Genomic DNA, 23,281 nt, shown 5'->3' with positions numbered 1-23,281 from the left:
GTTGTCTCTTTAGTTTTTTAGTTATCAAGCTTATGTGAAATAGGTGCAAATACCTTGTTACGTGTTGCAATCCCTTATTTATAATATTCAATAAACCTTATTGAATACTCCCACTTTAATTTACCATGTTCTTGGTAGGTCCTTATTGTCATCCTCCGTACCTGAAGAAGTAGTACCAGTATAGGTTCTTACCTGCGGTTTTGAAATAGGCTTAACAGGCACTTCTTTTTTCTCTACCGTTTTTTCATCCAGCATTGAGTAGAGTTCCTCTCTGCTCACTGAATTGATTTTGCTAGATTCAGAAGCTTCCTCTACGGCTTTAGGTGTAACTACCTGTACACTGCTATTGATTTGAGCTCCTTTATGTATGTGCACAGCACTGGTAATGATACTACCGGACACCCTTGCATTGGCATAAACGGTAGTATCCCCTTTGATGTATAGATCACCGACCACTTCGCCGTTGATGCTTATTTCTTCGGCAATAATATCTCCAGTTATGGAAGCTTTTTCTCCAACTACCACTTTTTTGTCTGTCCGAATACTGCCCACTAGTATACCATCTGCTCTGATATCACTTTTAGAAATAATATCTCCCGTAAGTTCAAACCCCAATGACAAAACGGTTACTTTTCCTACATTGGGTTCTTTATTCTGTTGTTTGTTGGATCCAAATTTCATATTATCAATCTCCTTTGTCTTGTTTAAAAGTAGTCAATATTGTAGAACTATTTCCTAAGTCAAGTCCTACTGCTTTATCCTTAGCGCCTCCATTAATGGCAAGGCTGTTGAAGCAATAACCAATAGATGCCATTTGCTCAGGTGATTCAGGAACGTGAACATTTAATAAGCCATCAAATTCATCCTTAAACAAATTCACGAGCTCACTGTAATTTGCTCCTCCTCCTGCTAAATAAATATCTGCTGATTTCGTGAAATCACTATCTGAAAACGCTTTTCTCAAAGATGGAGAAATAACATCATTGTAGTATTGAGTTATTACCTGCTTTCTAAGCTCTTTCAGGTCTAAACGTTTTCTGTTTAGAATAATTGTTCCTTCACTAAAATACTGATCAATCTGATGCTCTGTTTTCAGATCTAAATAGTTGTCTTTTTGAAGCTCACGGGTAATCAGGTTTATCGCATATCTTAAACCAAAGGTAGAGACACTTGATCTCTGAACCAAACCACCTTCTGTACTTAAAATGGCCTCCATAGTACCGTAGCCCAAACTGATCATGAAAAAGTTTTTGGGAGCGTCACTGTAAAGTTGTCTAACAGCCATACTACAACCCACAACCTCAGGAATAACAGCCACTCTATCCACTTCAACAGCCATTTTTTTCTTACCGCCACCACCAAAGGTCTGGGTATCGTACTCTATAATATGCTCATTCTCAAGAAGTCTGTAGGCATTTTCTTTAAACACCTGAAAGGTAGAAAATGGAAAACCTGTGGTAACTGTAATCGGGCTACCTAACTTTTGTGAGGCCAATAAAAGACCTGCTTTTAAAAAGATTCTATAATCATTCTCCTCTGGAGAACTGTTAATATTTCTATGAGGAGATGTTCCTTCGGATAAAGCCAAATCCCCAACCAAATATCCTATGTTGTCGTGATATATCTTAAGCCCTGAAACTAAATCTCTTGCCACATTCCTGAGTTCGAGATTACTACTTTCCAATACACTTGGGTACTTTATTACTTCTATCATGGAAATTAATTTTATCCTTTTTTAAAACAGTTATCCTTTTTTTCTTATAAAACAATCTCAAAAACTAACGGCTTACTGAATGACCTTTCAAATTTACACTATAAAACGTAACGTTCAATATCAGATGTTAGGACACAAGTAATGAACCTTATGTTTAAAGACAAATTAAAGGAACCTTAGCGAAATAACAAGCTTGATCCTCAAGTTTATGTTCATTTTTTTGTAAAAGGTAAAAATAAAAGAATTTCTTACAAAGTTTGATTTTTTTTACTTGGCGAAAGCCAAAATTCACATTTACCATTTGAATTTTATTAGTTTTGTTATTCAACCAAATCATAAATATTATGAGACGGATGCCAATTATAATCTTGTTGCTCTCCCAAATCCTCACCTACACACCACTATTGGCCCAAGAATTTTCCATAGGTCCGAAAATTGGTGTTTCGCAAGGGGGTATTTCAGTAAATGGAAGTTCTTTCAGTAGTGGCAACGATAAAATAGGCTACCATGCAGGACTTTTTGCCAGACTTGGGGGCAACCATATCTTTATACAGCCTGAAGTATTGTACACCAATACAGGTGGGGAATTTACCAGTATACAAGGGAACAGCACGGTTAGCTATACCGCACAGTTTGACAAAATAGACGTCCCTATTATGGCAGGGTTTAAAATCGCAGAAGTCTTCAGACTACAAGCAGGACCTACCCTGGCATTTATATTAGACAGTGACCTATCTTCAAACTCCGCCTTACCCATAGAACCAGACTATAAAAAGGCAACGATTGCCTATCAGGCAGGCATTGGTTTGGACATTGCTAATCTAATATTGGATTTAAAATATGAAGGTGCATTGGGGAAACTTGCAGAATCCTACGCCGGTCTACCTACCGATCAAAGACAAAATCAGTTAATTTTATCCCTCGGTATCCGGCTTTTTTAATAAGGCCTTAGCACTATCCTTTACCAGCGATACTATCCAGGTATTTACGTGGTTTTTCAGAAGATTTTTTAAATTCACTCGGTGTGAGGCCTGTGATTTTCTTGAACTGGGAAGAAAAATATTGAACACTCCCATAGCCGAGTTTCCAGGCCGTCTGACTAATATTGATTTCTTCAATACTTAGCCATTCTTTCGCCTTTTCTATCTTTAACTCAATGAAATATTGCTCTATAGTTTTCCCTTGGGAATTACTAAACAATTGGCTAAGTCTACTATAATCAACCCCCACTTTTTCTGTCAACAATGGAGAAATTGGAGCGTTAAGCGCAGAGGGCTCTTTCTCGAAAAGCTGTATTAAGGTGAACTTCACCGTTTCTACCCAAACCATCTCTCTACTTTTAGCAATGGAAAAACCCAATAAGCCCAATTCTTTTTCAAATTGTTGAAGCTGCAGTGGCTGTAGTTCATGTAGAAAAAGGGCTGAGCCGAGTTTCACTTCGGCATAAGAAAGCCCCATATCATTTAACACATCCTTCACCGCCATTACACACCTGGGGCAAACCATATTGGTAATAGGTATTGTATGCATTTCCAAACAACAATCCTTTTAGCAAAAAAATTTCAAAAGCTAAATGACCTTTTCATAATAGGCCCACACTTTCCGGTACAGTATTTTATTTCCCTAAAAGTCAATAAAATTTGACAAAAAAAAGAGGCTGATTTATCAGCCTCTTTTCGGTAGTTAGTGGTAAGCGATTAATACTTTTTATTAGTTGACAAATATAAATTTGCCCTCTCCATTTTCTTCTACTATTTTCACGTCTATGTTTTTCAAAGACTCAAGGTTTGTAAACTTGAATTTCTTCCCGAAAGTCAAGCCTGTTATCGCCTCTTCATAAATCAAATTTCCATTGTCATAAATTTCGATTGATTTTTTTGCGCCGTTCAAGTTGCTCATTGTAAGAGCAAGCGTCTTGTCATTCAATTCAATCATTCTGGCAAAAAATGTTTTTTCCATTTCTTGAGAATCTAGAACAATGTCAAAATCAGAAAGCTTGCCGTCTTTACCATTGAAGACTTCTAATTGATAACTTCCAATATCCAATTTGTTCAAGTTGTAATTTTTGTAAAATACTTTCTCAGCATCAATTACATCTCTAAAAATAATTCTATTCGTTTTGTCCTTGATAGCAACAGTTACCTTACCCTCAGGTATTTCTAAGTATTTCAATTGAAACTTGTTATCACCTACTTTTTCTAAAGTGACGATAGGATTCTCAACAGGCGCAGTGGCGAAAACTGTTGATGTTAATGTAAATGCGAGAATTGTAGCAATAATTAATCTCATGATCGTAAATTTTTAAAGGTATGTTAACTTTAAAAACCTCTGCCAGGAACTTCCTAACATTTCTTTTTTGAGGCTAATTACTTTGGGCAGGTAATTGAGCTAGAACTAGCAATCGGTGGTCTGTGATGTATTTTCATCTTCCTTCAATCAGTTTCCGGGATACTGCTTCAACCCTGGGCTGACAGTATTTCGCTTTTAGCGTGTATATGAACTGATGGTTCGGGAATTTCAATATTTCAAAGAACCCTTTTGGCTCCTTCTATTTTTATGACTTACGTAAGTATGACACAAATGTAATTGAGCAATAAATGAATTGCAAATAATTCAATAAAAATATACTATAATTAATTTATACATAACAATTTAGCGAAATATTATGTATTCCTAAATTTCATTTCAGATCAAAACAGAATCATAGTATTAATCCACAGGCACATTTTAAACCATGTTATTGCTAAAAATCAAAATTTAATTTTTTTTGTTATTTTTAACACCATAAAAATCTATTTACACATATTTTTTAACTGAAGAGGGCATTATAGAAACCTATTTCTCCAGTTTTAACCGATAAAAAACATTATATTCCCTTTCAACCAATGGTCCAAGGTTATCATTAATGAAAATTTCACCCCTTTCGTTGGCAAAATCCAGCACACCATGAACAGGAAGTTCTTCCACTACCCCTATTTGTTTGCCATCCTCAATTACCAGGTAAAAGGTCTTCACAAAGTTCTTTTTGGCTTCCTGGTACTCTGGTAAATCATCAACTCTTGAAGATTGTACCATTAAACGTTCCAAAATATCTTCAGGAATCCTGGTTTTAAACTCCGCAATAATCCTATCCCCAACAAAGCTAAGCGCTGTAAACCGAGGGTAAGAAGAAGTATACTCTGCTTCTTCAGCGATTTCAGGAATTATCTGAGGCCTATACTTATGCGTAAGGGTTACCTCATGTAAAAGAACAGGTTCATTTCCAGAAAAATCATAAATAAACAATTGATTACTCACTTTAGGGAGTACGGCCATCAGATGCTTGCTTCTATGATAAGCAATAAATGGGGCTGAATTCCCTACATACTTCCTCTCTTTCCTTGGACCCCATGATTCAGGGTAGGCATTAAACTGCTTAAGAAATTGATCTTTTACCCTATAGGTAAAAATCGTTTTTACGGAATCATAATACATAGGTTGGTCCCTGTTCTCTTTGGACAAAGAATTTGGATCAAATAAATTGTCCTCAATCCCAAAAAGCACTTCTTCTCCATCTTTTATAAATCCCCAAAAAAAGGATTGATAAAAACTAAACGTCAGTTTAAAAACACCTAAATCAATCGTATCCAACACCTTACTCTTTTCGCCTTCAAGGTTATAAATATGGTATTGCTTATAAAAAGCGTGTGACAGTCCCACCCACTTTTCTTCTCCTAAAAAATTGTAACCAAAAGCACCATTGAACCCAATTCCATTTGGACTTTCATTTAGTAAATCGTAAGCTTTAATGACTTTACCATTCTTACTCACCAGATAAGGGTTTCTACTTTTTGTCCCTCTCATTAAAAAGGCCTCACCCGACAACTGCTGGTCATCTATAACCAGGGGCTCCAGAACGTCCACTACAACACTGTCCACTAAGACAAACTTCATTTTGCGCTCTGGCCCTTGCTCATCTTCTGTATTCTTGGAGGAACAAGCACAAACAATCAATAGGATAACAAAGGAATTTCGAAGGAATAACATTTGGTAAATTTAAGTTTAAGCCTTTATCTGGAACACTAAAAAACCGTTCATTAAAAACTATTTAAAACAAGACACTAAAAGGAGGCATTTCTTTAATTCAGGCTATAATCAGCCCATAATTAAATAACGACAAACTGACTACGCCATAACAGCAAAAAGTGAATTATTTTAAATCTCTGGGACCTATTAGAAATTAAGAGGAGCTAATTCAATTCACAGGAATTAACCATTTCTCTTCCATAGGAATACTGGAAGAGCCAAAAACACCCCCACCATACTAAACACCAGGCCACCAATGGTGCCTATAGCCAATGAAAACCAAAAAATCTCACCTTGACCCTCCATTACAAATGGTATCAATCCAAAACAAGTTGAGAGGATTGTCAATAATATAGGCGTGGCCTTACCTCCTACCGCTTTTAGTACGTTTCGGTTATAGTTTCCTTTTGTACGGTTATTCAGGTCATTGACAATGAATATGGCTGCATTCACTGCTAAGCCACCTAGCATTACAAAAGCTGCATACCCTCCCTGGTCAAAATAAAAGTCGAACAGTGAAAATATCAGGAACAAGCCAATAAAAGAAATGGGAATAATGAAAATTATATACAAGGGTTGTTTAAAATTCTCAAAGAGAATCGAACAAATAAAAAATATCCCGACGATTAGCACCAATAACAAACCATATTGTCTTTTGGCTTTGTCATAACTCCAATTATTGGTTTGTTTGCTTATTGAATAACCTATTGGCATACCTGCTTTCATTTCTTCCATGACTTCATCCAGGTATTCCCCACCAAATTTTGCAGAGCCCATATAATCAAAGGACACCAGGCGAATATACTGCCGGTCCTCCTTATGAAGCGCATTGGTGGTTGTTTCCTTGTTCAGAGAGCCAAAACCTGACACCTTGAAAATCTTGTCTTCACTCGATATCAAACTACTATTTTCAATGTCAAACTTTGAAAAACGATCAGATTTTTTTCTTTTACTACCACTCCATACATATCATTGTCAACCTCCAAAAACAAAGAAGGTTGTTCATGCTGAGACAAATCATTGAGTGCATTCACCACCTCATACTGATTGGCCCCTGCCATCGCCAATAGCTTCTGGTCAAAGCGCAAGACATATTCCTCTGTCTTTTTCTCGTTCCAACCCCGCCGTTCGTTGGTATTTACTTCCTGAATTCTTCTATGGGACAATAACTTTTCGGCCAAAATTTCCGACTGTTTTTCAAGTTCAGAATAATTATACCCTCTCAGTTCGGCCCGAAACGAAGGAATCCCTTCGCCACCTGGACCTGTGGAGAAGCCTTGTCCAACGCCATATATCCCCCATCGAACACCACTCCAATCGGTTGACTTCATTGCAAGCTTCCCCTTAAGCCTGTAAGGCAAAGCGGAAGTTTCATAGGCTTCTTTAAAAGTAATTTCAATGCGCGCATTCTGTCCAGATCTAACGGTGGTTACAAATTTATCCACCCCTTCTACTCCTTTGAGGAAAACTTCGAACTCAGTCATAATAAAGTTCATTTGCTCCAAGGTATTCCCAAATGGCAAGGTCGCATTGACATAAAGCCGGGTTCTTTCCGCCTCTCTATAGGAAGACTTTTCAAATACACCACGAACAAACATTCTGAAGGATCCGCCAAGAGACTTGTCTACATAGGGTCTAATCTCTTCCTGATAATAACTATTCCCCACCGTTTTATTGTACCATTCATGCCCTTCCCAACTTGATGGCAAATAAAACACCGGCAGCCCAAACAATAAAATCAGCAGGGCTACAAAAGTTTTTCTAAACTTTGCCGTAAACCCTATAAATCGACTAAAGCGAGAAAAAGCTACCACACGTTTTCTTAGTTGAGGCAGGGTAAGCCTTTTCACTGCCTTTTGCTTCGCTCCGAAAAGCAAATCGTACATCGCTGGTGTAAACAATAAGGCGACCAATAAAGAAACACCGAGCATTACGGCTACCACCACAGAAAACTCACCAAGGTTTCGCCTATCGTCTTCAGGCAGTAAAAAGACCATTAACAATGCCACAATGGTAGTAAGTGAGGCTGCCAGAAGCGCTAAAAAAACTTTTCGGTTTTTATGCTTGTGCAAATGATCAATCATAATTATGGCATTGTCGACAATCAAACCAAATGAAATGGTCAATCCTGCCAATGAATACATGTGAATGTTCACTTTTAACAAGTAGAGTATAATCACTGTTAGGCTAACATTGACGATTATACCTAAAAACAAGGTCAGTAAATATTTGAGGTTACGGTTAATTAAAAAGATAAATACCACCAGAATCAATATGGACAATCCAGATCGTTTGTATATTTTCTTTAGCTCTTTATCTAGAAAGGAAGTGTCATCAAATTCCAGTCTTACATCAAACCCCTCTGGAAGGCTCCCTTCTGAGGCAATCATTAATTCCTTTATCTTTTGTGCCAGCAGCACCTTGTTTACGCCATCCCTATTGGTAATGGTAAGGTTTACCGAATTGTTTCCATTGATCCTATAGAAACTCTGGGGAGCTGATTCCTGAAGGGTAAGGGTCGCCACATCTTTGAGGTAAATGGCTTTGCCCTCTACTCTTCCTAATAAAAGATTCTCTAAAGCGCTCTTATCTGCAATTGACCGATCAATTTCCAAAAACATGGATTCACCGGAATTGTTCATCGCCAGCCCAGGGTAGTTTCGACCAAAGGAATTCCGTATTCTATTCTCTAAACTAGACCTGGAAAACTTTAAAGACTGTAGTTTTTGTATGTCATAAATAACATACAAGTAAAGCTCATTTGCTCCTCGAATCTCTATGGTTTCAATTTCTTCTAAGCTATTCAATCCAGTTACAAGAATATCCTCGGCAATTTTCTTGATTTCAAAAGAGGCAAATGGTCCATTGATGCTATAGGTTAGAATAGGTTTTTTTTCCTGAATGCTTTTTTGTGACGATTGGGTAACATTTGGATAGCTGACCTTGCTATCCAGTGAAGGAAAAACCTGACGAATCAAAGCTGCGACTTCAAATTTCTTGTAGTCCATGTCCGTACTTTTGTCAAAGCGCAATTGAATATTTCCAGCGTTGTAATTCGATTCTGAGGTGGTTTTTTTCAGCTCCGACAGTTGGGTAAAAGCGCCCTCTAAAGGAGAAGTGCCCAATTTCTCCACCAGTTCAGGCGATGCATTACGAACACCATAACTGATATTTAATATGGGCTCCTTTTCTGGAGGATTGAGATCCACAGACAGTTTGGGTATCAATGCGATCCCTATGATTGAGGCCACAAAAAAGAGGATAACTAATCGAAAAGGTGTCATTTAAATCCTTTATGTAAAGTACCTATTAAATAAATATGCGCCATTTGGTCATGAATACTATTACCCAATTTCATAAAAATAATATACCACATGATCCTTTTCTACTTCAACTAGAGGTTGGTTAATGTCTCTATTAGCAAAAAGATAACCTCCTTTAAATCTAAAGCGGATGTTATTTTGCCCTTCCCATAATATTTTATTCCCTTTTAAAATTTGATAATAAGGGACCTTGTATTCTTTTACCAAGGCCATAAAATCCTCTCCACCCAATAAATTTTGCGGCAATGCATCTACTTTGTCCTGCGGTGCCGCCCCCAAATACCCAGTAAGCAAATAGCCGTTGGATGCTGAAAAGTGAAAATATTCAGATCCCGCCAAATCGTTGAAAACACCATTCCCTAAACCTTCCACTGGAAATGGCTTAACCTGAACATATTTATCAGAGGGTTTTAAAGCCACCTGACCAAGCAATTTTAACTCGGGAAAAGAATATTTGTAAATTTCAGGAGAATTGGAAAATAACAAATACAATTCATCTCCCATCACAATTGAATGAGGTGCCGGTTCCTTGTATTTGCCCGGATGCTGAATAATTTGTGATTCCTTAGGAATGTATTGTTCTGCTATTACTTCTTTCTTGTCGAGGTCATACACTGTAAGGAAAGGATGGCGAGCAAGGTAATCTTCATGTGCATAAAGATCTTCAGAAGCTTTTTCAGGGTACTTATTAGAAAATAATTTATCACCTACAAGATGTGTTGCCTGTCCACTTCCTAAAGAGTTGGTGAAAATATTAAATAGATCTTCTTTCCTTAATAGATTAAATTGTAAATCATAAGTATAAATACCACCAGAGTAGGGGAAAATCAAGAGTTTATCTTTACCATAGTAATTTGCGGCATAAAAATAATTGCCAAAACTATCTTTACCATCCGATGATAGATTTTTGCTTAGAATTATGTCACCATCTTTATTAATACGTAAGAATTCTTTTCTTTGGGGATCATACATCAAGTATTCAGACCTGTCCGGCTTGATATCCACAATGTTTAAGTTTCCGAGATAATCTACGACCAGACTATCTGTTACTATAAATGGCGGTACATCATTTTGTTCTACACTCTTCTCGTTACCTGAGGAGCAAGCCAACTGGGTACAGATCAGTAAAAGCAGCGTAAAATATAGAAGTATGAAATGTCTCATGATTATTGATCCTGAAGGGTTCATAAACTCCTAGACAATAGAATCAGGTCAAAAATGCTGACTGATCAAAGATTCCTTGCCTAGACAACCAAGTCTTGGCCCCCAAACTGTTGATTGGATAAGACTTTTGTCCAACAATATCATCCTAAGCCAAAATAGGTTAGGGTAATTCTATTAAAACTAAAAAATAATTTCAAAATCAAAAATAATAGCCTACTTATAAATATGAAATCTATTATAGGCGAAAAGCAACTTATAAAACTCCCCCTTCAAGCCGAAAGAGGCTGTTATGCTATTGGAACAATGAGGTCAAAAAAAAGGGCAATTATCCTAAACGAATAATTGCCCTTTAAACAATCTTAATTTTATTAATTATCAGCTATTACTTGGCGTAATTCACTGACCTCATTTCTCTAATTACAGTAATCTTTATTTGTCCAGGATACTGCATTTCTTTTTCGATTTTTTGAGATATCTCAAAAGACAAATTACCTGCAGTAGTGTCGCTTACATTGTCAGCATCTACCATTACGCGCAATTCTCTACCAGCCTGCATCGCAAAACACTTATTTACTCCTTCAAAACTTAAAGCAAGTTCTTCAAGGTCTTTAAGCCTTTTGATATAGCTATCCATAATTTCCCTACGTGCTCCAGGACGTGAACCAGATATAGCATCACAAGCCTGAACAATAGGCGATAACATAGACGTCATTTCTATCTCATCATGGTGAGCACCTATAGCATTGATAACTTCAGGATGCTCTTTGTATTTTTTCGCAAGCTCCATACCTAAAATTGCATGAGGCAATTCTGCTTCTTCAGGGTATACCTTGCCAATATCGTGAAGCAAACCTGCCCTTTTCGCCATCTTGGCATTAAAGCCCATTTCAGCAGCCATGGTAGCACACAACTTGGCCACTTCTCTGGAGTGTTGCAAAAGGTTCTGACCATAGGAAGACCTGAAACGCATCCTTCCAACCATCTTGATTAGTTCTGGGTGCAATCCATGGATACCAAGGTCAATACATGTTCTTTCTCCAATTTCGATGATTTCCTCATCAATATTCTTTTCGGTTTTTGCGACCACTTCTTCAATTCGTGCTGGATGGATCCTTCCATCTTGAACCAAACGATGTAGTGACAGTCTTGCGATTTCTCTTCTTACAGGGTCAAAACCAGAAATTATAATCGCTTCAGGTGTGTCATCAACGACAATTTCTACTCCTGTAGCAGCTTCTAGTGCTCTGATATTTCTTCCTTCTCTACCGATGATCTTACCTTTGACATCATCACTTTCAATATTAAACACAGACACACAGTTCTCTATTGCATGCTCAGTTGCTGTTCTCTGTATGGTATCCAAAACAATTTTCTTGGCTTGTTTGGTAGCACTTAGCTTGGCTTGATCCAGGATATCCTTGATATGTGATGAAGCCTTGGTTGCTGCTTCATCTTTAAGCATTTCTACCAACTGCTCTCTGGCTTCTTCTCTAGTGAGTAGCGCTACCTTCTCAAGGTCAGTTATGCGTTGGTGGGTTACCTTATCAAGCTCATCTTTACGCACTTGAACGGCATGCAATTGGGCATTGAGATTTTCTTTTTTACTGTCCAACTCAGCTTCTTTACGCTTGATTTGCTCCATTTCCTTGGAAAGGATCTGCTCACGTTGCTTAAGTTTATTCTCATTGGTAATAAGAATGTTTTCTTTTTCCCTACTTCCTCTTCAAAATCTGTTTTCAGCTTAAGGTATTTTTCTTTGGCCTCAAGTATCTTGTCTTTCTTTACGCCCTCTGCTGTTATCTCCGCTTCACGGACTAGGCTTCTGGCTTTTTCGCGAGCCTCATCCTCAATTTTCTTACTATTATTTTTAATAATTAATCCTGCCAGGACCGCCCCGATCAAAACGCCTAAAGCGCCGGATAATATAATGTATATTGAAATTCCCATAGATATATTTGAGTTTATCTACCGGATAGAATGGGTAACTGCGTTGTTGGGACGAAATAAACTACAATACATCAAAGCAATGACTCAAGATTTTGGTTGACATGTTGAAGCACTTGCTTTACATGTTCACTGCCTTCGGTATGGTCATCCTTTATTTCAAGGAATTCCACCATGCAATCGAAAGCCACCATTGCCAGTAAATCCTGGCGATCTTCCAGACCAAACTCCTCTCTGTACTTTTTTATCTTATCGTTAATTAACTTGCCTACCCGTCTGATTCGGGCTTCCTCATCGGTTTTCACTTTCATGGGATATTCTCTATCCCCAATCTTAATTCTTATAGAAAGTGTATCCATATTATTCAGACAGGTAAGTAATAATTTTATCGATTTCTTTTATATAGTCATCAATTCTCCCCTTCAATTCAGCAGACGCTTTATTTTCTACCGGTATGTTTCTTACAATTTTACTAATTTTAATTTGATTTTTAAAATCTTCGAGAGCTTCTTCCTGGTCGAATAGTTTCTTTTGATAGACTAATAGTTGATTTTTGAGGGCAGTATTTTCCTGTTCAAGTAATTTTACTTTTTTTCTACCTGTTCAGATAGGGTTTCTAATTTTTGAAGCTCCTCGTAAACCTTCATATTATTTCCTGATCAAAGCACCGGCATTTTTCTCAAAGGTGTGCATTAATTTCCCCATGGTTTTGTCTATAACCTTGTCTGTTAGCGTTTGTTGGTTGTCTTGAAGGTAAAAACTCAAAGCATACGCTTTCTTTCCTTCCTCCAATTTATCCCCTTTGTACATGTCAAAGACATTTATTCTTTTCAACAATTTACCACCAGCTTTTGTGGCCATTTGTCGGATCTGATCAAAAGTGATCTCCTGATCAATAACTAGAGACAAATCCCTTCTAACCTCAGGAAATTTTGATATTTCTTGAAATTTCCCCTGAGATTTGGCCAGTTTGCTGAGTCTTTCCCAATCAAGTTCCGCAAAATACACTTCTTGCTTCACATCAGCTAACTTACAAACGTCAGGAGCAAGAAGGCCTATGCTCCCTAAAGGCTTGTTATTTACCATTAATTCTAAGCCGAATGAATAAGGACTAGATTCCACAACGTTAACATCGGGCTGTGGAATATTTAGCTTCGTCAACAAACCCTCTACTATGGCATAAATATCTGTAAAGGTTACTGGCTTCACGGTACCCATCCAATTTTCACGGGTAGCATTTCCTGTTAGGAAGAAGGATAATCTTTTCCCTTCATCATAACCTTCGGAAGCTTTAGCATATACCGATCCAAACTCATACAATTTCAAATCCTTCTGCCTCCTATTGATATTGTGAGCCAAAACCTCCAGCCCCGTAAACAGTAAGCTTTGACGAAGTACTCCTAGATCCTCACTTAGCTTATTTAAAATAATGACATCCTTTTCTTTATCCAAAAACGATGCTTTTTCCGCATATTCTGATTTTGTTAGAGAGTTGGTCAATATTTCACTATAGCCTATGCCAGCAAGCATTTCTGAGACCCTGTATTGTAACTTATTGGTGTCTTTGTCAGGATGCTCAGCAAGGAAATCTGCCTGATAATTGTCTTTTAGAGGGATGGATTCAAACCCATAAATTCGCAGAATCTCCTCTATGATGTCTGCCTCTCTGGTCACATCTACCCTATAAGGCTTTACAATGGCGACAAAGCCAGAATCAGTCTCATTGGTTACCTTAATTTCTAAGGATTCGAGTATTTGTTTAATTCGCTCCTTACCAATTTCTTGTCCGATCAATCGATCGACATGTCGATAACTGACAGGGATTTCGAAATCTGCAACAGGCTCCGGATAGAGGTCAACAATCGGCGAACTAACAATAGCTCCTGTTAGCTCCTTGATGAGTAACGCAGCCATTTTCAATGCGAAAACAGGCATGTTTGGATCTGTTCCTCTTTCAAAGCGAAAGGAGGCATCTGTTTTAATCCCATGAAATTGAGCTCCCTTCCTGACTACATCAGTACCGAAACAAGCACTTTCCAGGAATATTGTAGTTGTTTGGTCACTTACCCCGGAATCAAGTCCTCCAAGTGTTCCAGCAATACAAAGCCCTTCCGAATTGTCGCAAATCATCAATTCTTCTCCAGACAGTGTTCTTTCTTTACCATCCAAAGTGACGAATTTCGTCCCCGCAGGCAATCTTTTAACCTGGATCTCATCTCCTTGAATCTTTGCGGCATCAAAGGCATGAAGTGGTTGACCAAGGTCATGTAGAATAAAATTCGTAATGTCTACCACATTATTGATGGGTTCCAATCCGATAGCTTTTATGTAATCCTGAAGCCATTTTGGTGATGGAGCTACTTTTACATTACTGAGAGTCAGCCCAGAGTACCTGGGACAATCTTGACTATCTGCTACGCTAACTTTAATTGTCCTGTCTGAGTTATCTACTTTAAAAGCCTCTACATCTGTCAGAACAAGGTCCTTGTTTAAAAGTGCCTTTAAATCTCTGGCTACTCCCAAATGCGATGCTGCGTCGGCACGGTTTGGAGTTAAACCAATCTCTAGTACTTCTATTTCTTTAATATCAAACAATTGAGCTACTCCACTTCCATTGGGAAGCTCGGTATCTAAAACCAAAATACCTTCATGACCTGTTCCAAGACCGAGTTCATCTTCGGCACAGATCATTCCTAGAGAAACCTCTCCTCTAATTTTGGCTTTTTTAATTTCAAATGATTCTCCAGATGAAGGATATAAAGTGGCACCTACTGTTGCCACGGGTACCTTTTGACCTTTAGCCACATTTGATGCCCCGCAAACAATAGGGACTATTTCAGTCCCTATATCCACTGTGGTAAGGCTAAGTTTATCTGCATTGGGATGAGGCTCACAGCTCAACACTTCCCCAACTACTATGCCCTTAAGGCTTCCTTTTACTGATTCGTATATCGATATTCCTTCTACTTCTAAGCCTCCTGCAGTAAGCAGGTCGCCAATTTCTTTAGTGGACTGATCGAATGGTATATAATCTTTGAGTCGATTGATCGAAATTTTCATTATTACGGTTTTGACTAAGATACAAATTTACAATAAATGACCTCTACTGAAAGATTATTTTTCGTAATTTTTCTCCCCTGCTCTAATGGGGATATCCAAAATATTTTCTCTAGGCGGGATGGGGCAGGCAAAATCGGGATTATAAGCACAATAAGGGTTATATGCGAGGTTAAAATCAATTGTAATAGAGGAAGACCCATCTTGGCGCAGATTGATATATCTACCACCACCATACGTTTCCTCAGTACTAGTCCCATCAGCAAATGCTAAAAAAAAGTTTCTCAAATCAACTTCATCCTCAGCTTGCAACAATAAAAGTTTGATCGTTTCACCATTGAATTCAAATTCTACAAAAGAATGTCTGATGTATCTTTCCAAGGTGCCGTCTGACATTGGAATTTCCACCATTCTTTTTCTAGGAACCGGCACAAGTCTCCCCCTCACTTTAAAAGAAGGATCGATCGGAAAAAAATCCAGTGAATCAAGTGCTTTCTTTTGCTCTTCCTCTAAAGGAGAATCAATATTAAACTTCAAAAACTTAAACTGACGCTCTCTTTCTGCAGCAATATTTTCAATATATAGTTCAGGATCGGTTGTACCAGTAAAGGTATACATCAGAGAACCAAGGACTACCGCCCCTACTAAGGCCAGCAATAGGTATTTTTTATTCATAGTAATTTAGATCATGCTTTCATCCGCAAAGCTAAAATAGCCAACATCTGTGAAAATCACATGATCTAATACCGGAAGCTCTAAATTTTTACCAACCAGGCAAAGTCTTTTAGTAAGACTTATATCAGCAGAAGAAGGCTTTAAATTCCCTGAAGGGTGATTATGCACCAAAATAATAGCGCTTGCTAAATATTCCATCCCAAATTTAAAAATCAATTTAGGATCTGCTATTGTGGCAGAGGTTCCACCTTGGCTAATCAATTGCTTTTTGATGACCACATTGCTACGGTTTAAAAATAAAACGTAGAAATACTCCACTGCCTCATCGAGCAATTCTGGTCGCATAAGCGCATATACATCTGCCGAAGAGGTGATTTTTGCTTTCTTCTGAGGTTCAGCTCCCTTCCTTCTTCTGCCAAGCTCTAAAGCACTTACTATGCTTATGGCCTTGGCTTCTCCTATGCCCTTAAATTTCTTTAAATCATTTACAGACAACCTGGCCAATTGAGCCAAATCATTGTTTACACTTTGTAAAATGTACTTAGAAAGGTCTACCGCACTGAGATTTCGGGAACCGGAACCTATCAAGATGGCGATTAATTCCGCATCTGTAAGCTGGGCTTTACCTCGTAACAATAATTTCTCTCGGGGTCGATCTTCCTCAGCTAGGGCAGATATCCTGATTGATCTGTAATCATCCATAGGCAAAAAACGAATAGATTCAGTTGACAAAAAAACTTCGAAATCGGAAATATTGGCAATCGTCAAACCCTAAACACTTGATTAAGTAGGGAGTACCACTAAAAATAAGAAAAAAATGGGCATAAAAAAAACCCTGCTAAAAAGCAGGGTTTAAATGTTTTATACAAACAGACTCTTATAGAGCGTTAACAAACTTGGTCAATTTAGACTTTTTGTTCGCAGCGTTGTTCTTGTGAAGAACGTTTTTCTTTGCCAGTCTGTCCAACATGGATGTAACCTGGTTTAAAAGTTCCTGAGCTTCCGCCTTGTCTTCAGTGTTTTTCAATCTTTTGATGAAAGTCCTGGTGGTTTTGGCCTGGTACCTGTTTCTTAACCTTTTGGCTTCATTTGCACGAATTCTCTTTAAAGCCGACTTGTGATTTGCCATATTATATATAATTAACTTTTCCTTTTTTGCTTCTATTGGATCGCAAATTTAGCTGATTTATTTTTAATTGCAAAACAATTAATCAAATATGCCCAAATAGAAGGTTTCGAAATCTACATTTTTTTCACTATTTTAAGTTTGTGTTAGTGCATTATTCATTGAAGATGAGACCAATACTATTTTTATTCCTTTTTCTAAGCAGTAGCTCCCATGAGCTTTCAGCCTGGGGTTTTTATGCCCACCGGTTGATCAACAAGCAGGCGGTCTACTCACTTCCTCCTGAATTAATGGTTTTTTTCAAACCACACCTGGGCTACCTTTCTGATAAGGCCGTCAACCCCGACAGGAGAAGGTATGCCGTCAAAGGCGAAGCTGAGAAACATTATATAGACTTAGACATCTATGGTGACAGTGCTGTCTACAAACTTCCCCGATTCTGGTCAGAAGCCAAAGCACTACATGGGGAAGACAGCTTGAGAAAACACGGAATTTCGCCTTGGAGCACTTACCAAACATTTCAAAACCTTATTTACGCCTTTGAAAGAAAAGATGCACAAGCAATTCTTAGATTAGCCGCGGACCTTGGCCATTATTTGGGAGACATCAATGTACCCCTTCACAGTACAAAAAATTACAATGGTCAATTTTCAGGTCAATATGGAATTCATGGTTTTTGGGAAAGCAGGCTTCCTGAATTGTATGCAAGCGAATATGATTTCTTTGTGGGCAAGGCGAATTACCTTGATTTCCCACAGAACGAAATTTGGAAGGCGATAGAAACTGCCCATTATGCGTTGGACTCGGTCTTTGGCTTCGAGGAGTCCCTGACAAGGGCGTTTCCTGAAGATAAAAAATACAGTTATGAAGACAGGGGAGGCATTACCACCAGGGTTTATTCCAGAGAATTCAGCAATGCTTATCACCAAAAGCTAGGCGGACAGGTAGAGCGTCAAATGAGAAATACAATAAAGCTGATTGCCGATTTTTGGTACAGTGCCTGGATTTTGGCAGGTCAACCAGCACTTGAAAACCTGGATCCCGACAGGATCCAGGTACCCAATGAAAAGGACAGTATCTACATCCCAAATGATTCTTTACAGCACATCAGGGAACACCGAACTTATTTTATTTTTCCAGAATCACTTTTTTGGAGGAATTCAGGTAAGCCTTTATACTTCTTGCAAGCCTTTCGAAAGTATTGCGAAAGACGTCCTCGTTTTCTTCCAGTAGGGTAACTCTAAACCCTCTCAAATCAGAGCAAAACGAACTTACAGGAACAACACAAATCTTCTCAGAGGCTAGCAAATTATAAACAAACCTTTTATCATTAGGCATATCCTTTTCTTCAAGCCACTTGGCAAGATGCACTTTTATCGCCTTGTCCTCCACAGGAAGGAATTGATCTTCGTCTAGTACACCCTCATCAAAAATGACGGTGTTGTAAAATGCACCTTTCGTTTTGTTGAATTTAATACCTTCAACATTTCCCAAAACCTCTTCCATAATCCTACTTCTGGTACCTATGGCGGCATTGGCTGTAACCCTGTATTCTTTATAGGCAGGGTGACTCATAATCTTAGGTATGGCCAGCTGAGGCAAAGTGGTGGAACACACCTCTATCATTTTGGCATTTTCCAGCGTGGTACATAACTTCGTAAATTCTTCGGAAGTATGTTTATTATAAAACTCCATCCAACCGCACCTCGAACCAGGCCATGGGAATTCTTTAGAAATCCCTTTCAATGAAATGCCTGGCAGGTCATCTCCGAGAATTTCAGCAAGACTAATGGCTTCATAGCCATTGTAAGTGATGTTTTGATAAATTTCGTCTGCAATCAGAAGTAGATTAAACTCTCTGGCAATCTCAACAAAACGATCCAATACTTCCCTAGGGTAAACCATCCCGGTAGGATTGTCCGGATTAATGATCAGGATACCCACTACGGAGGTATTGTATTTCACCTTGTTGTATAAATCTTCCATATCAGGATACCAGTTATTGTCTGGATCCAATTTATAGGTAAGTGGTGCAGAGTTGGCATGTGCCGCCTCAGCTGAACTGTGGGTAGAGTAAGCTGGTGAAGGACCAATGATCCTGGCTGTGGGGGTAAGAAACTGGTACAGCTTGGCAATACCATCTCCTAAGCCATTAAAGAACAAGATGTCTTCAGCACCAATCTTAACGCCGCCTTTCTCATTGTTTAAATCAGCAAGAAATCTCCGGGTGGCCGGCATGCCTTTGCTGTCGGCATAGCCATAGCTGTGGTCGTCCTGTACGAGTTCGGAAACGATTTCCTTCATCCAGGCTGGAATGGTATTGTTCTTCTGTATAGGATCCCCTATATTCTCCCAGGTAATGTCATACCCGAGTTCTTCGATCAGTCTTGCCTTTTTGACAATTCCTCTGATCTCGTAATTCAATTCTTCGGCGCCTGGGCGCAATAGCAATTGTCTCATCATATTCAAACGCGATGCTGGCTTTAAAACACAAATAAACAAAAAAGGGAAATAAACTGAACGATATTTCGAAAAAAGGAGGCCTTATAAGTTTAATCTTTTATTTGTAACTGAACATTGACTCCAAAACCCACCATTCAGCCAGTTGGTATTAAGCCATATCTACCCCTTAACTGCTTTCATACCCCTACTGACTAAAATCAAATTATAAAACCTCCCTACTCTTCTTTGTCGAAAATTAGGCATTCTACTTCTTAATAAAACAAATTCCTACCCTACATCTGATCCAATACCAACTGGGTGTAAACAAAAAAATCCCTTTGCCACGTTAAAACGCAACAAAGGGAAAAGACTAGTTAATGGTACTTATTTAAGTTTTTTGTATTTAATCCTTTTGGGCATTACATCACCTAAACGCTTTTTCTTGTTTTCTTCGTAATCCGAGAAATTCCCTTCAAACCAATAAACATTACTATCACCTTCAAATGCGAGGATATGCGTACAAATCCTATCCAGGAACCATCTGTCGTGAGAAATAACAACAGCACAACCCCCAAAATTCTCCAAGGCTTCTTCCAAGGCCCTAAGGGTATTGACATCCAAGTCATTGGTAGGTTCATCCAATAACAAAAGGTTTCCACCTTTTTCAAGGTCATGGCCAGGTGAACACGATTTCTTTCACCACCTGATAGTACACCAACTTTTTTCCCTTGGTCAGATCCTCCAAAATTAAAACGACTTACATAAGCCCTTGAATTCACTTCTTTGTTACCAAGTTGTACATATTCATTGCCTTCGGAAATGGTTTCATATACCGTTTTATCTGGCAACAGGGTATCATGCTCCTGATCCACGTAAGCGATCTCTACCGTTTCTCCAATTTCAAAATGACCAGCATCTGGTTTTTCCTCTCCAGTGATAAGATTGAAAAGTGTAGATTTACCTGCACCATTTGGCCCAATCACACCTACTATACCTCCTTGAGGCAGAGAAAAGGTAAGGTCGTCAAATAACAATTTGTCTCCAAAAGCTTTTGAAACACCTTTTACCTCAATCACTTTACTGCCCAATCTTGGACCTGGCGGAATGTACAATTCAAGTTTGGATTCCTTTTCTACGGCGTCTTGACCCACGAGTTTGTCATAGGCATTTAACCTTGCCTTGCCTTTAGATTGCTTGGCTTTAGGAGACATCCGGATCCATTCCAACTCTCTTTCAAGTGTCTTCTGTCTTTTAGATTCTGTCTTCTCTTCCTTCTTTAACCGGTCTTGTTTTTGTTCCAACCAGCTGGAATAATTCCCTTTCCAGGGAATTCCTTCTCCTCTATCCAATTCAAGGATCCATCCTGCAACATTATCCAAGAAATAACGATCGTGAGTTACTGCTATCACAGTACCTTTATAATTCTTAAGGTGTTCTTCCAGCCATAGTACTGATTCCGCATCCAGGTGATTGGTAGGCTCATCAAGCAACAATACATCTGGTTCCTGTAAGAGCAAACGGCAAAGTGCCACCCTTCTTTTTTCACCACCTGACAAGTTTTCTACCATTGCTTCAGCAGGAGGAAGACGTAAGGCATCCATGGCTTTTTCCAGCATGGTTTCCAATTCCCAAGCATTCGCGGCATCTAGTTTTTCCTGAACATCACCCTGCTTATCGATCAATTTTTGCATGGCATCTGGGTCATCCATTAGACCCGGGTCCATGAATTTCTCATTGATTTCCTCGAATTCTTTAAGCAAATTAACTGTTTCACTTACAGCCTCTTCGACAACTTCTTTCACTGTTTTGGTAGGATCCAATACTGGTTCTTGCTCCAACATCCCTACTGAATAGCCAGCGGACCATACTACCTCTCCCTGAAATTCAGTTTCCATTCCCGCAATAATTTTAAGCAAGGAACTTTTTCCTGAACCATTGAGTCCAAGCACACCGATTTTAGCACCATAAAAAAACGAAAGATAGATATCTTTAAGTACTCTTTTCTGCGGAGGGTACACTTTTGAAACTCCCGCCATAGAAAAAATTATTTTTTCATTACTCATGGTTTATTTCCGTTTAATTTAAGCGGTAAAGATGGTAAAAAATCAGCTTTCTTAGGATAAATGGAGCATATTTAATTAATTTGCAGAAATCCATACCACCACTAAATATTTACAACCAATCTTTTAATCATGACTGAGCATCCATTTGGATATATAATAGAAGGAAAAATTTATCTGAAAGGCTTTTTAGGCCAGGAAGACCGTGTGATAGGAGAGGTAAAAGAAGATGAAGCTTCCACCTTCCGTTATTTCGAAGATAGATTTGAGGCGGTAAAGCAAAAGGTAGAAAAACTTAAAAGCGACATTGAGGAAAACCAGAATAAAGGTTCTTTTCTAATGAAGCTTATTCACCTTAAGTCCTCCTTATTGACTTTTGATGGTTTAGGGGATTTTCCTGCCTTAATAAAAGAACTTGAAGGCCAGGAAGCAATTTTAGAAGAAATCATTCAATCCAACAGGCATAAAAACCTGGAGATAAAAAAAGAGCTCCTCGAAGAAGCGGAGACTTATAAAGAAAGTACCGACTGGAAAGAAACATCGGAGATTTTCAAGGAGCTAAAGCTTAAATGGTTAAAAACCGGGCCAGTAGAAAAAGAATTGGAAGAAGAGATTAACGAAAAATTCCAAGACATTCTAGACGTTTTCTACGGCAATCGTAAGAATTATTTTGATGGTTTGGCTTTGCAGGCAGAACAAAACATTAAAGTTTACGAAAACCTTTTAGAGCAAGCGAGAGAAGCGCACGACATGGCTGATGTAAAGACAGCCTTTGAAATCAGTAAGAAGATTCAAAAAGAATGGAAAGTTTCAGGCAGGGTTCCTGCTTCAAAACGCCAGCCCATTTGGGATGAATTCTCCAAACTAAATAATCGTATTTTTAGCAAATTCAAAAGAATGAGCCAAAGTATCCCGACCATTAGCCCGGGACTTATGATTAAAAAAATAGATAAATGGTCTGAAGAAATGAGGCAGATGTCAAAAGGTGAGGTTGATGAGTACAAAGTCAATCACGCTAAAAAGCTGCAAGCCGAATGGAAAAAACTTCCTCCAAAAAAACCGAGGAATGCACAACAAAGTATTGGCACTTTCGTATTCTTTTCAGAAATCATTTTCGAAAAATCATTTCTTGACAATCTCTGCCACTCTAAATATGAGGGATTCGCTGAAAAAACTGATTCTGAGCAGAATACTTTAAAAGTAAATTTATTAAAAGACCTTATCGCCAGGGATCAGCGAGAGCTTATTACTGTTACGGAAAATGCTGAAAACTTCAGAAGTCAGGAAGGGGAATTTGATCATATTATGCGAAAAAAGATCGGTGCCCACAAGAGAAAAGTTGATGTGAAAAACAGCATTTTAAAAGAACTTACAAACAATTAATCCGTAAATGTTTTAGTTTAAGAAAGTATTTCTATTTTTGCACCCCTTTAAGGGGATCTTTAAATTTGTGTAGATTATGTATTGGACTTTAGAACTTGCCTCCTATTTGGAAGACGCTCCGTGGCCAGCCACCAAGGATGAGTTAATTGATTTTGCTATTCGCTCTGGAGCACCTTTAGAGGTTGTCGAAAACCTCCAAGAGCTTGAAGATGATGGTGAACCTTACGAAAATATTGAGGAAATATGGCCTGACTACCCAACAAAAGACGATTTCTTCTTTAATGAAGACGAATATTAAGCACTAAGCCTTCTCTTTTAAAAGTGAAGG

General features: G+C 38.4%; 16 protein-coding genes and 3 pseudogenes. 4 read left to right on the top strand and 15 right to left on the bottom strand.

What is annotated here, in order from left to right:
• Positions 1–120 precede the first annotated feature (120 nt).
• Together ADICYQ_RS18005 and ADICYQ_RS18000 are read right to left on the bottom strand one after the other, a co-directional pair.
• Positions 121–681 carry a bactofilin family protein gene (locus tag ADICYQ_RS18005; protein ID WP_020892786.1) on the bottom strand — a complete coding sequence of 187 codons (561 nt, stop codon included), beginning with the start codon at positions 679–681 and terminating at the stop codon, positions 121–123.
• Between the two features lie 4 nt (positions 682–685).
• A complete protein-coding gene (locus ADICYQ_RS18000; protein ID WP_262485380.1) occupies positions 686–1,729 on the bottom strand; it encodes a ParM/StbA family protein in 1,044 nt (347 codons plus the stop codon).
• Positions 1,730–2,058: 329 nt separating this feature from the next.
• Here ADICYQ_RS18000 and ADICYQ_RS17990 point away from each other — a divergent pair, with 329 nt between their 5' ends.
• Positions 2,059–2,655, top strand: coding sequence for a porin family protein (locus tag ADICYQ_RS17990; protein ID WP_040417002.1), 597 nt, complete (start codon positions 2,059–2,061; stop codon positions 2,653–2,655).
• Between the two features lie 13 nt (positions 2,656–2,668).
• On the opposite strand, the gene ADICYQ_RS17985 is transcribed toward ADICYQ_RS17990, so the two are convergent.
• The 11 genes and pseudogenes from ADICYQ_RS17985 to rpsT form a co-directional block, all read right to left on the bottom strand.
• A complete protein-coding gene (locus tag ADICYQ_RS17985; RefSeq protein ID WP_040417001.1) occupies positions 2,669–3,244 on the bottom strand; it encodes a helix-turn-helix transcriptional regulator in 576 nt (191 codons plus the stop codon).
• A gap of 180 nt (positions 3,245–3,424) precedes the next feature.
• On the bottom strand, positions 3,425–4,003 hold the full coding sequence (locus ADICYQ_RS17980; RefSeq protein WP_040416999.1) for a hypothetical protein: 579 nt from the start codon (positions 4,001–4,003) through the stop codon (positions 3,425–3,427).
• Between the two features lie 546 nt (positions 4,004–4,549).
• A complete protein-coding gene (locus ADICYQ_RS17975) occupies positions 4,550–5,740 on the bottom strand; it encodes a hypothetical protein (protein WP_051160273.1) in 1,191 nt (396 codons plus the stop codon).
• A 222-nt stretch (positions 5,741–5,962) separates the two neighbouring features.
• Positions 5,963–9,063 (bottom strand): annotated as a pseudogene (locus ADICYQ_RS17970) (efflux RND transporter permease subunit).
• Between the two features lie 60 nt (positions 9,064–9,123).
• A complete protein-coding gene (locus ADICYQ_RS17965; protein WP_146947764.1) occupies positions 9,124–10,266 on the bottom strand; it encodes a hypothetical protein in 1,143 nt (380 codons plus the stop codon).
• A gap of 382 nt (positions 10,267–10,648) precedes the next feature.
• Positions 10,649–12,213 (bottom strand): annotated as a pseudogene (rny, locus tag ADICYQ_RS17960) (ribonuclease Y).
• Positions 12,214–12,284: 71 nt separating this feature from the next.
• Positions 12,285–12,569 carry a cell division protein ZapA gene (locus ADICYQ_RS17955; protein ID WP_040416997.1) on the bottom strand — a complete coding sequence of 95 codons (285 nt, stop codon included), beginning with the start codon at positions 12,567–12,569 and terminating at the stop codon, positions 12,285–12,287.
• A gap of 289 nt (positions 12,570–12,858) precedes the next feature.
• A complete protein-coding gene (gene pheT / locus ADICYQ_RS17950; RefSeq protein WP_020892771.1) occupies positions 12,859–15,270 on the bottom strand; it encodes a phenylalanine--tRNA ligase subunit beta in 2,412 nt (803 codons plus the stop codon).
• Positions 15,271–15,324: 54 nt separating this feature from the next.
• On the bottom strand, positions 15,325–15,942 hold the full coding sequence (locus tag ADICYQ_RS17945) for a DUF1684 domain-containing protein (protein ID WP_020892770.1): 618 nt from the start codon (positions 15,940–15,942) through the stop codon (positions 15,325–15,327).
• Positions 15,943–15,948: 6 nt separating this feature from the next.
• Positions 15,949–16,644: a RadC family protein gene (gene radC, locus ADICYQ_RS17940; RefSeq protein ID WP_040417010.1), complete on the bottom strand. Its 696-nt coding sequence runs from the start codon at positions 16,642–16,644 to the stop codon at positions 15,949–15,951.
• 175 nt (positions 16,645–16,819) lie between these two features.
• Entirely contained in the window at positions 16,820–17,071 is a 252-nt protein-coding gene (gene rpsT, locus ADICYQ_RS17935) for a 30S ribosomal protein S20 (protein WP_020892768.1), read from the bottom strand.
• Between the two features lie 164 nt (positions 17,072–17,235).
• Here rpsT and ADICYQ_RS17930 point away from each other — a divergent pair, with 164 nt between their 5' ends.
• Positions 17,236–18,306, top strand: a complete 1,071-nt coding sequence (locus ADICYQ_RS17930; protein ID WP_051160272.1) for a zinc dependent phospholipase C family protein — start codon at positions 17,236–17,238, stop codon at positions 18,304–18,306.
• On the opposite strand, the gene ADICYQ_RS17925 is transcribed toward ADICYQ_RS17930, so the two are convergent.
• Both ADICYQ_RS17925 and ettA read right to left on the bottom strand, forming a co-directional pair.
• Positions 18,197–19,528 (bottom strand): pyridoxal phosphate-dependent aminotransferase, encoded by a 1,332-nt coding sequence (locus tag ADICYQ_RS17925; protein ID WP_020892767.1) that lies wholly within the window; start codon positions 19,526–19,528, stop codon positions 18,197–18,199. The two genes, ADICYQ_RS17930 and ADICYQ_RS17925, sit on opposite strands and share 110 nt — an antisense overlap.
• A 366-nt stretch (positions 19,529–19,894) precedes the next feature.
• A pseudogene (gene ettA, locus ADICYQ_RS17920) lies at positions 19,895–21,573 on the bottom strand (energy-dependent translational throttle protein EttA).
• Between the two features lie 129 nt (positions 21,574–21,702).
• On the opposite strand from ettA, the gene ADICYQ_RS17915 reads away from it, so the two are divergent.
• Both ADICYQ_RS17915 and ADICYQ_RS17910 read left to right on the top strand, forming a co-directional pair.
• The gene (locus ADICYQ_RS17915; protein WP_020892765.1) at positions 21,703–22,953 is read left to right on the top strand and encodes a DUF349 domain-containing protein; all 1,251 of its coding nucleotides are present in this window, start codon (positions 21,703–21,705) and stop codon (positions 22,951–22,953) included.
• Between the two features lie 76 nt (positions 22,954–23,029).
• Positions 23,030–23,251, top strand: a complete 222-nt coding sequence (locus ADICYQ_RS17910) for a DUF2795 domain-containing protein (protein ID WP_010855875.1) — start codon at positions 23,030–23,032, stop codon at positions 23,249–23,251.
• The last annotated feature ends 30 nt before the right edge of the window (positions 23,252–23,281 follow it).

The organism is Cyclobacterium qasimii M12-11B (assembly GCF_000427295.1).
Classification (GTDB): domain Bacteria; phylum Bacteroidota; class Bacteroidia; order Cytophagales; family Cyclobacteriaceae; genus Cyclobacterium; species Cyclobacterium qasimii.
The sequence above is the reverse complement of the archived record's forward strand: the minus strand, read 5'-3'. Positions and strand labels throughout refer to the sequence as shown.

Coding starts and splice junctions, on each gene's coding strand:
- ADICYQ_RS18005 (WP_020892786.1), bottom strand. CDS start 681: ATGAAATTTGGATCCAACAAACAACAGAATAAAGAACCCAATGTAGGA.
- ADICYQ_RS17990 (WP_040417002.1), top strand. CDS start 2,059: ATGAGACGGATGCCAATTATAATCTTGTTGCTCTCCCAAATCCTCACC.
- ADICYQ_RS17985 (WP_040417001.1), bottom strand. CDS start 3,244: ATGCATACAATACCTATTACCAATATGGTTTGCCCCAGGTGTGTAATG.
- ADICYQ_RS17980 (WP_040416999.1), bottom strand. CDS start 4,003: ATGAGATTAATTATTGCTACAATTCTCGCATTTACATTAACATCAACA.
- ADICYQ_RS17975 (WP_051160273.1), bottom strand. CDS start 5,740: ATGTTATTCCTTCGAAATTCCTTTGTTATCCTATTGATTGTTTGTGCT.
- ADICYQ_RS17965 (WP_146947764.1), bottom strand. CDS start 10,266: ATGAGACATTTCATACTTCTATATTTTACGCTGCTTTTACTGATCTGT.
- ADICYQ_RS17955 (WP_040416997.1), bottom strand. CDS start 12,569: ATGGATACACTTTCTATAAGAATTAAGATTGGGGATAGAGAATATCCC.
- pheT (WP_020892771.1), bottom strand. CDS start 15,270: ATGAAAATTTCGATCAATCGACTCAAAGATTATATACCATTCGATCAG.
- ADICYQ_RS17945 (WP_020892770.1), bottom strand. CDS start 15,942: ATGAATAAAAAATACCTATTGCTGGCCTTAGTAGGGGCGGTAGTCCTT.
- radC (WP_040417010.1), bottom strand. CDS start 16,644: ATGGATGATTACAGATCAATCAGGATATCTGCCCTAGCTGAGGAAGAT.
- rpsT (WP_020892768.1), bottom strand. CDS start 17,071: ATGGCAAATCACAAGTCGGCTTTAAAGAGAATTCGTGCAAATGAAGCC.
- ADICYQ_RS17930 (WP_051160272.1), top strand. CDS start 17,236: ATGAGACCAATACTATTTTTATTCCTTTTTCTAAGCAGTAGCTCCCAT.
- ADICYQ_RS17925 (WP_020892767.1), bottom strand. CDS start 19,528: ATGAGACAATTGCTATTGCGCCCAGGCGCCGAAGAATTGAATTACGAG.
- ADICYQ_RS17915 (WP_020892765.1), top strand. CDS start 21,703: ATGACTGAGCATCCATTTGGATATATAATAGAAGGAAAAATTTATCTG.
- ADICYQ_RS17910 (WP_010855875.1), top strand. CDS start 23,030: ATGTATTGGACTTTAGAACTTGCCTCCTATTTGGAAGACGCTCCGTGG.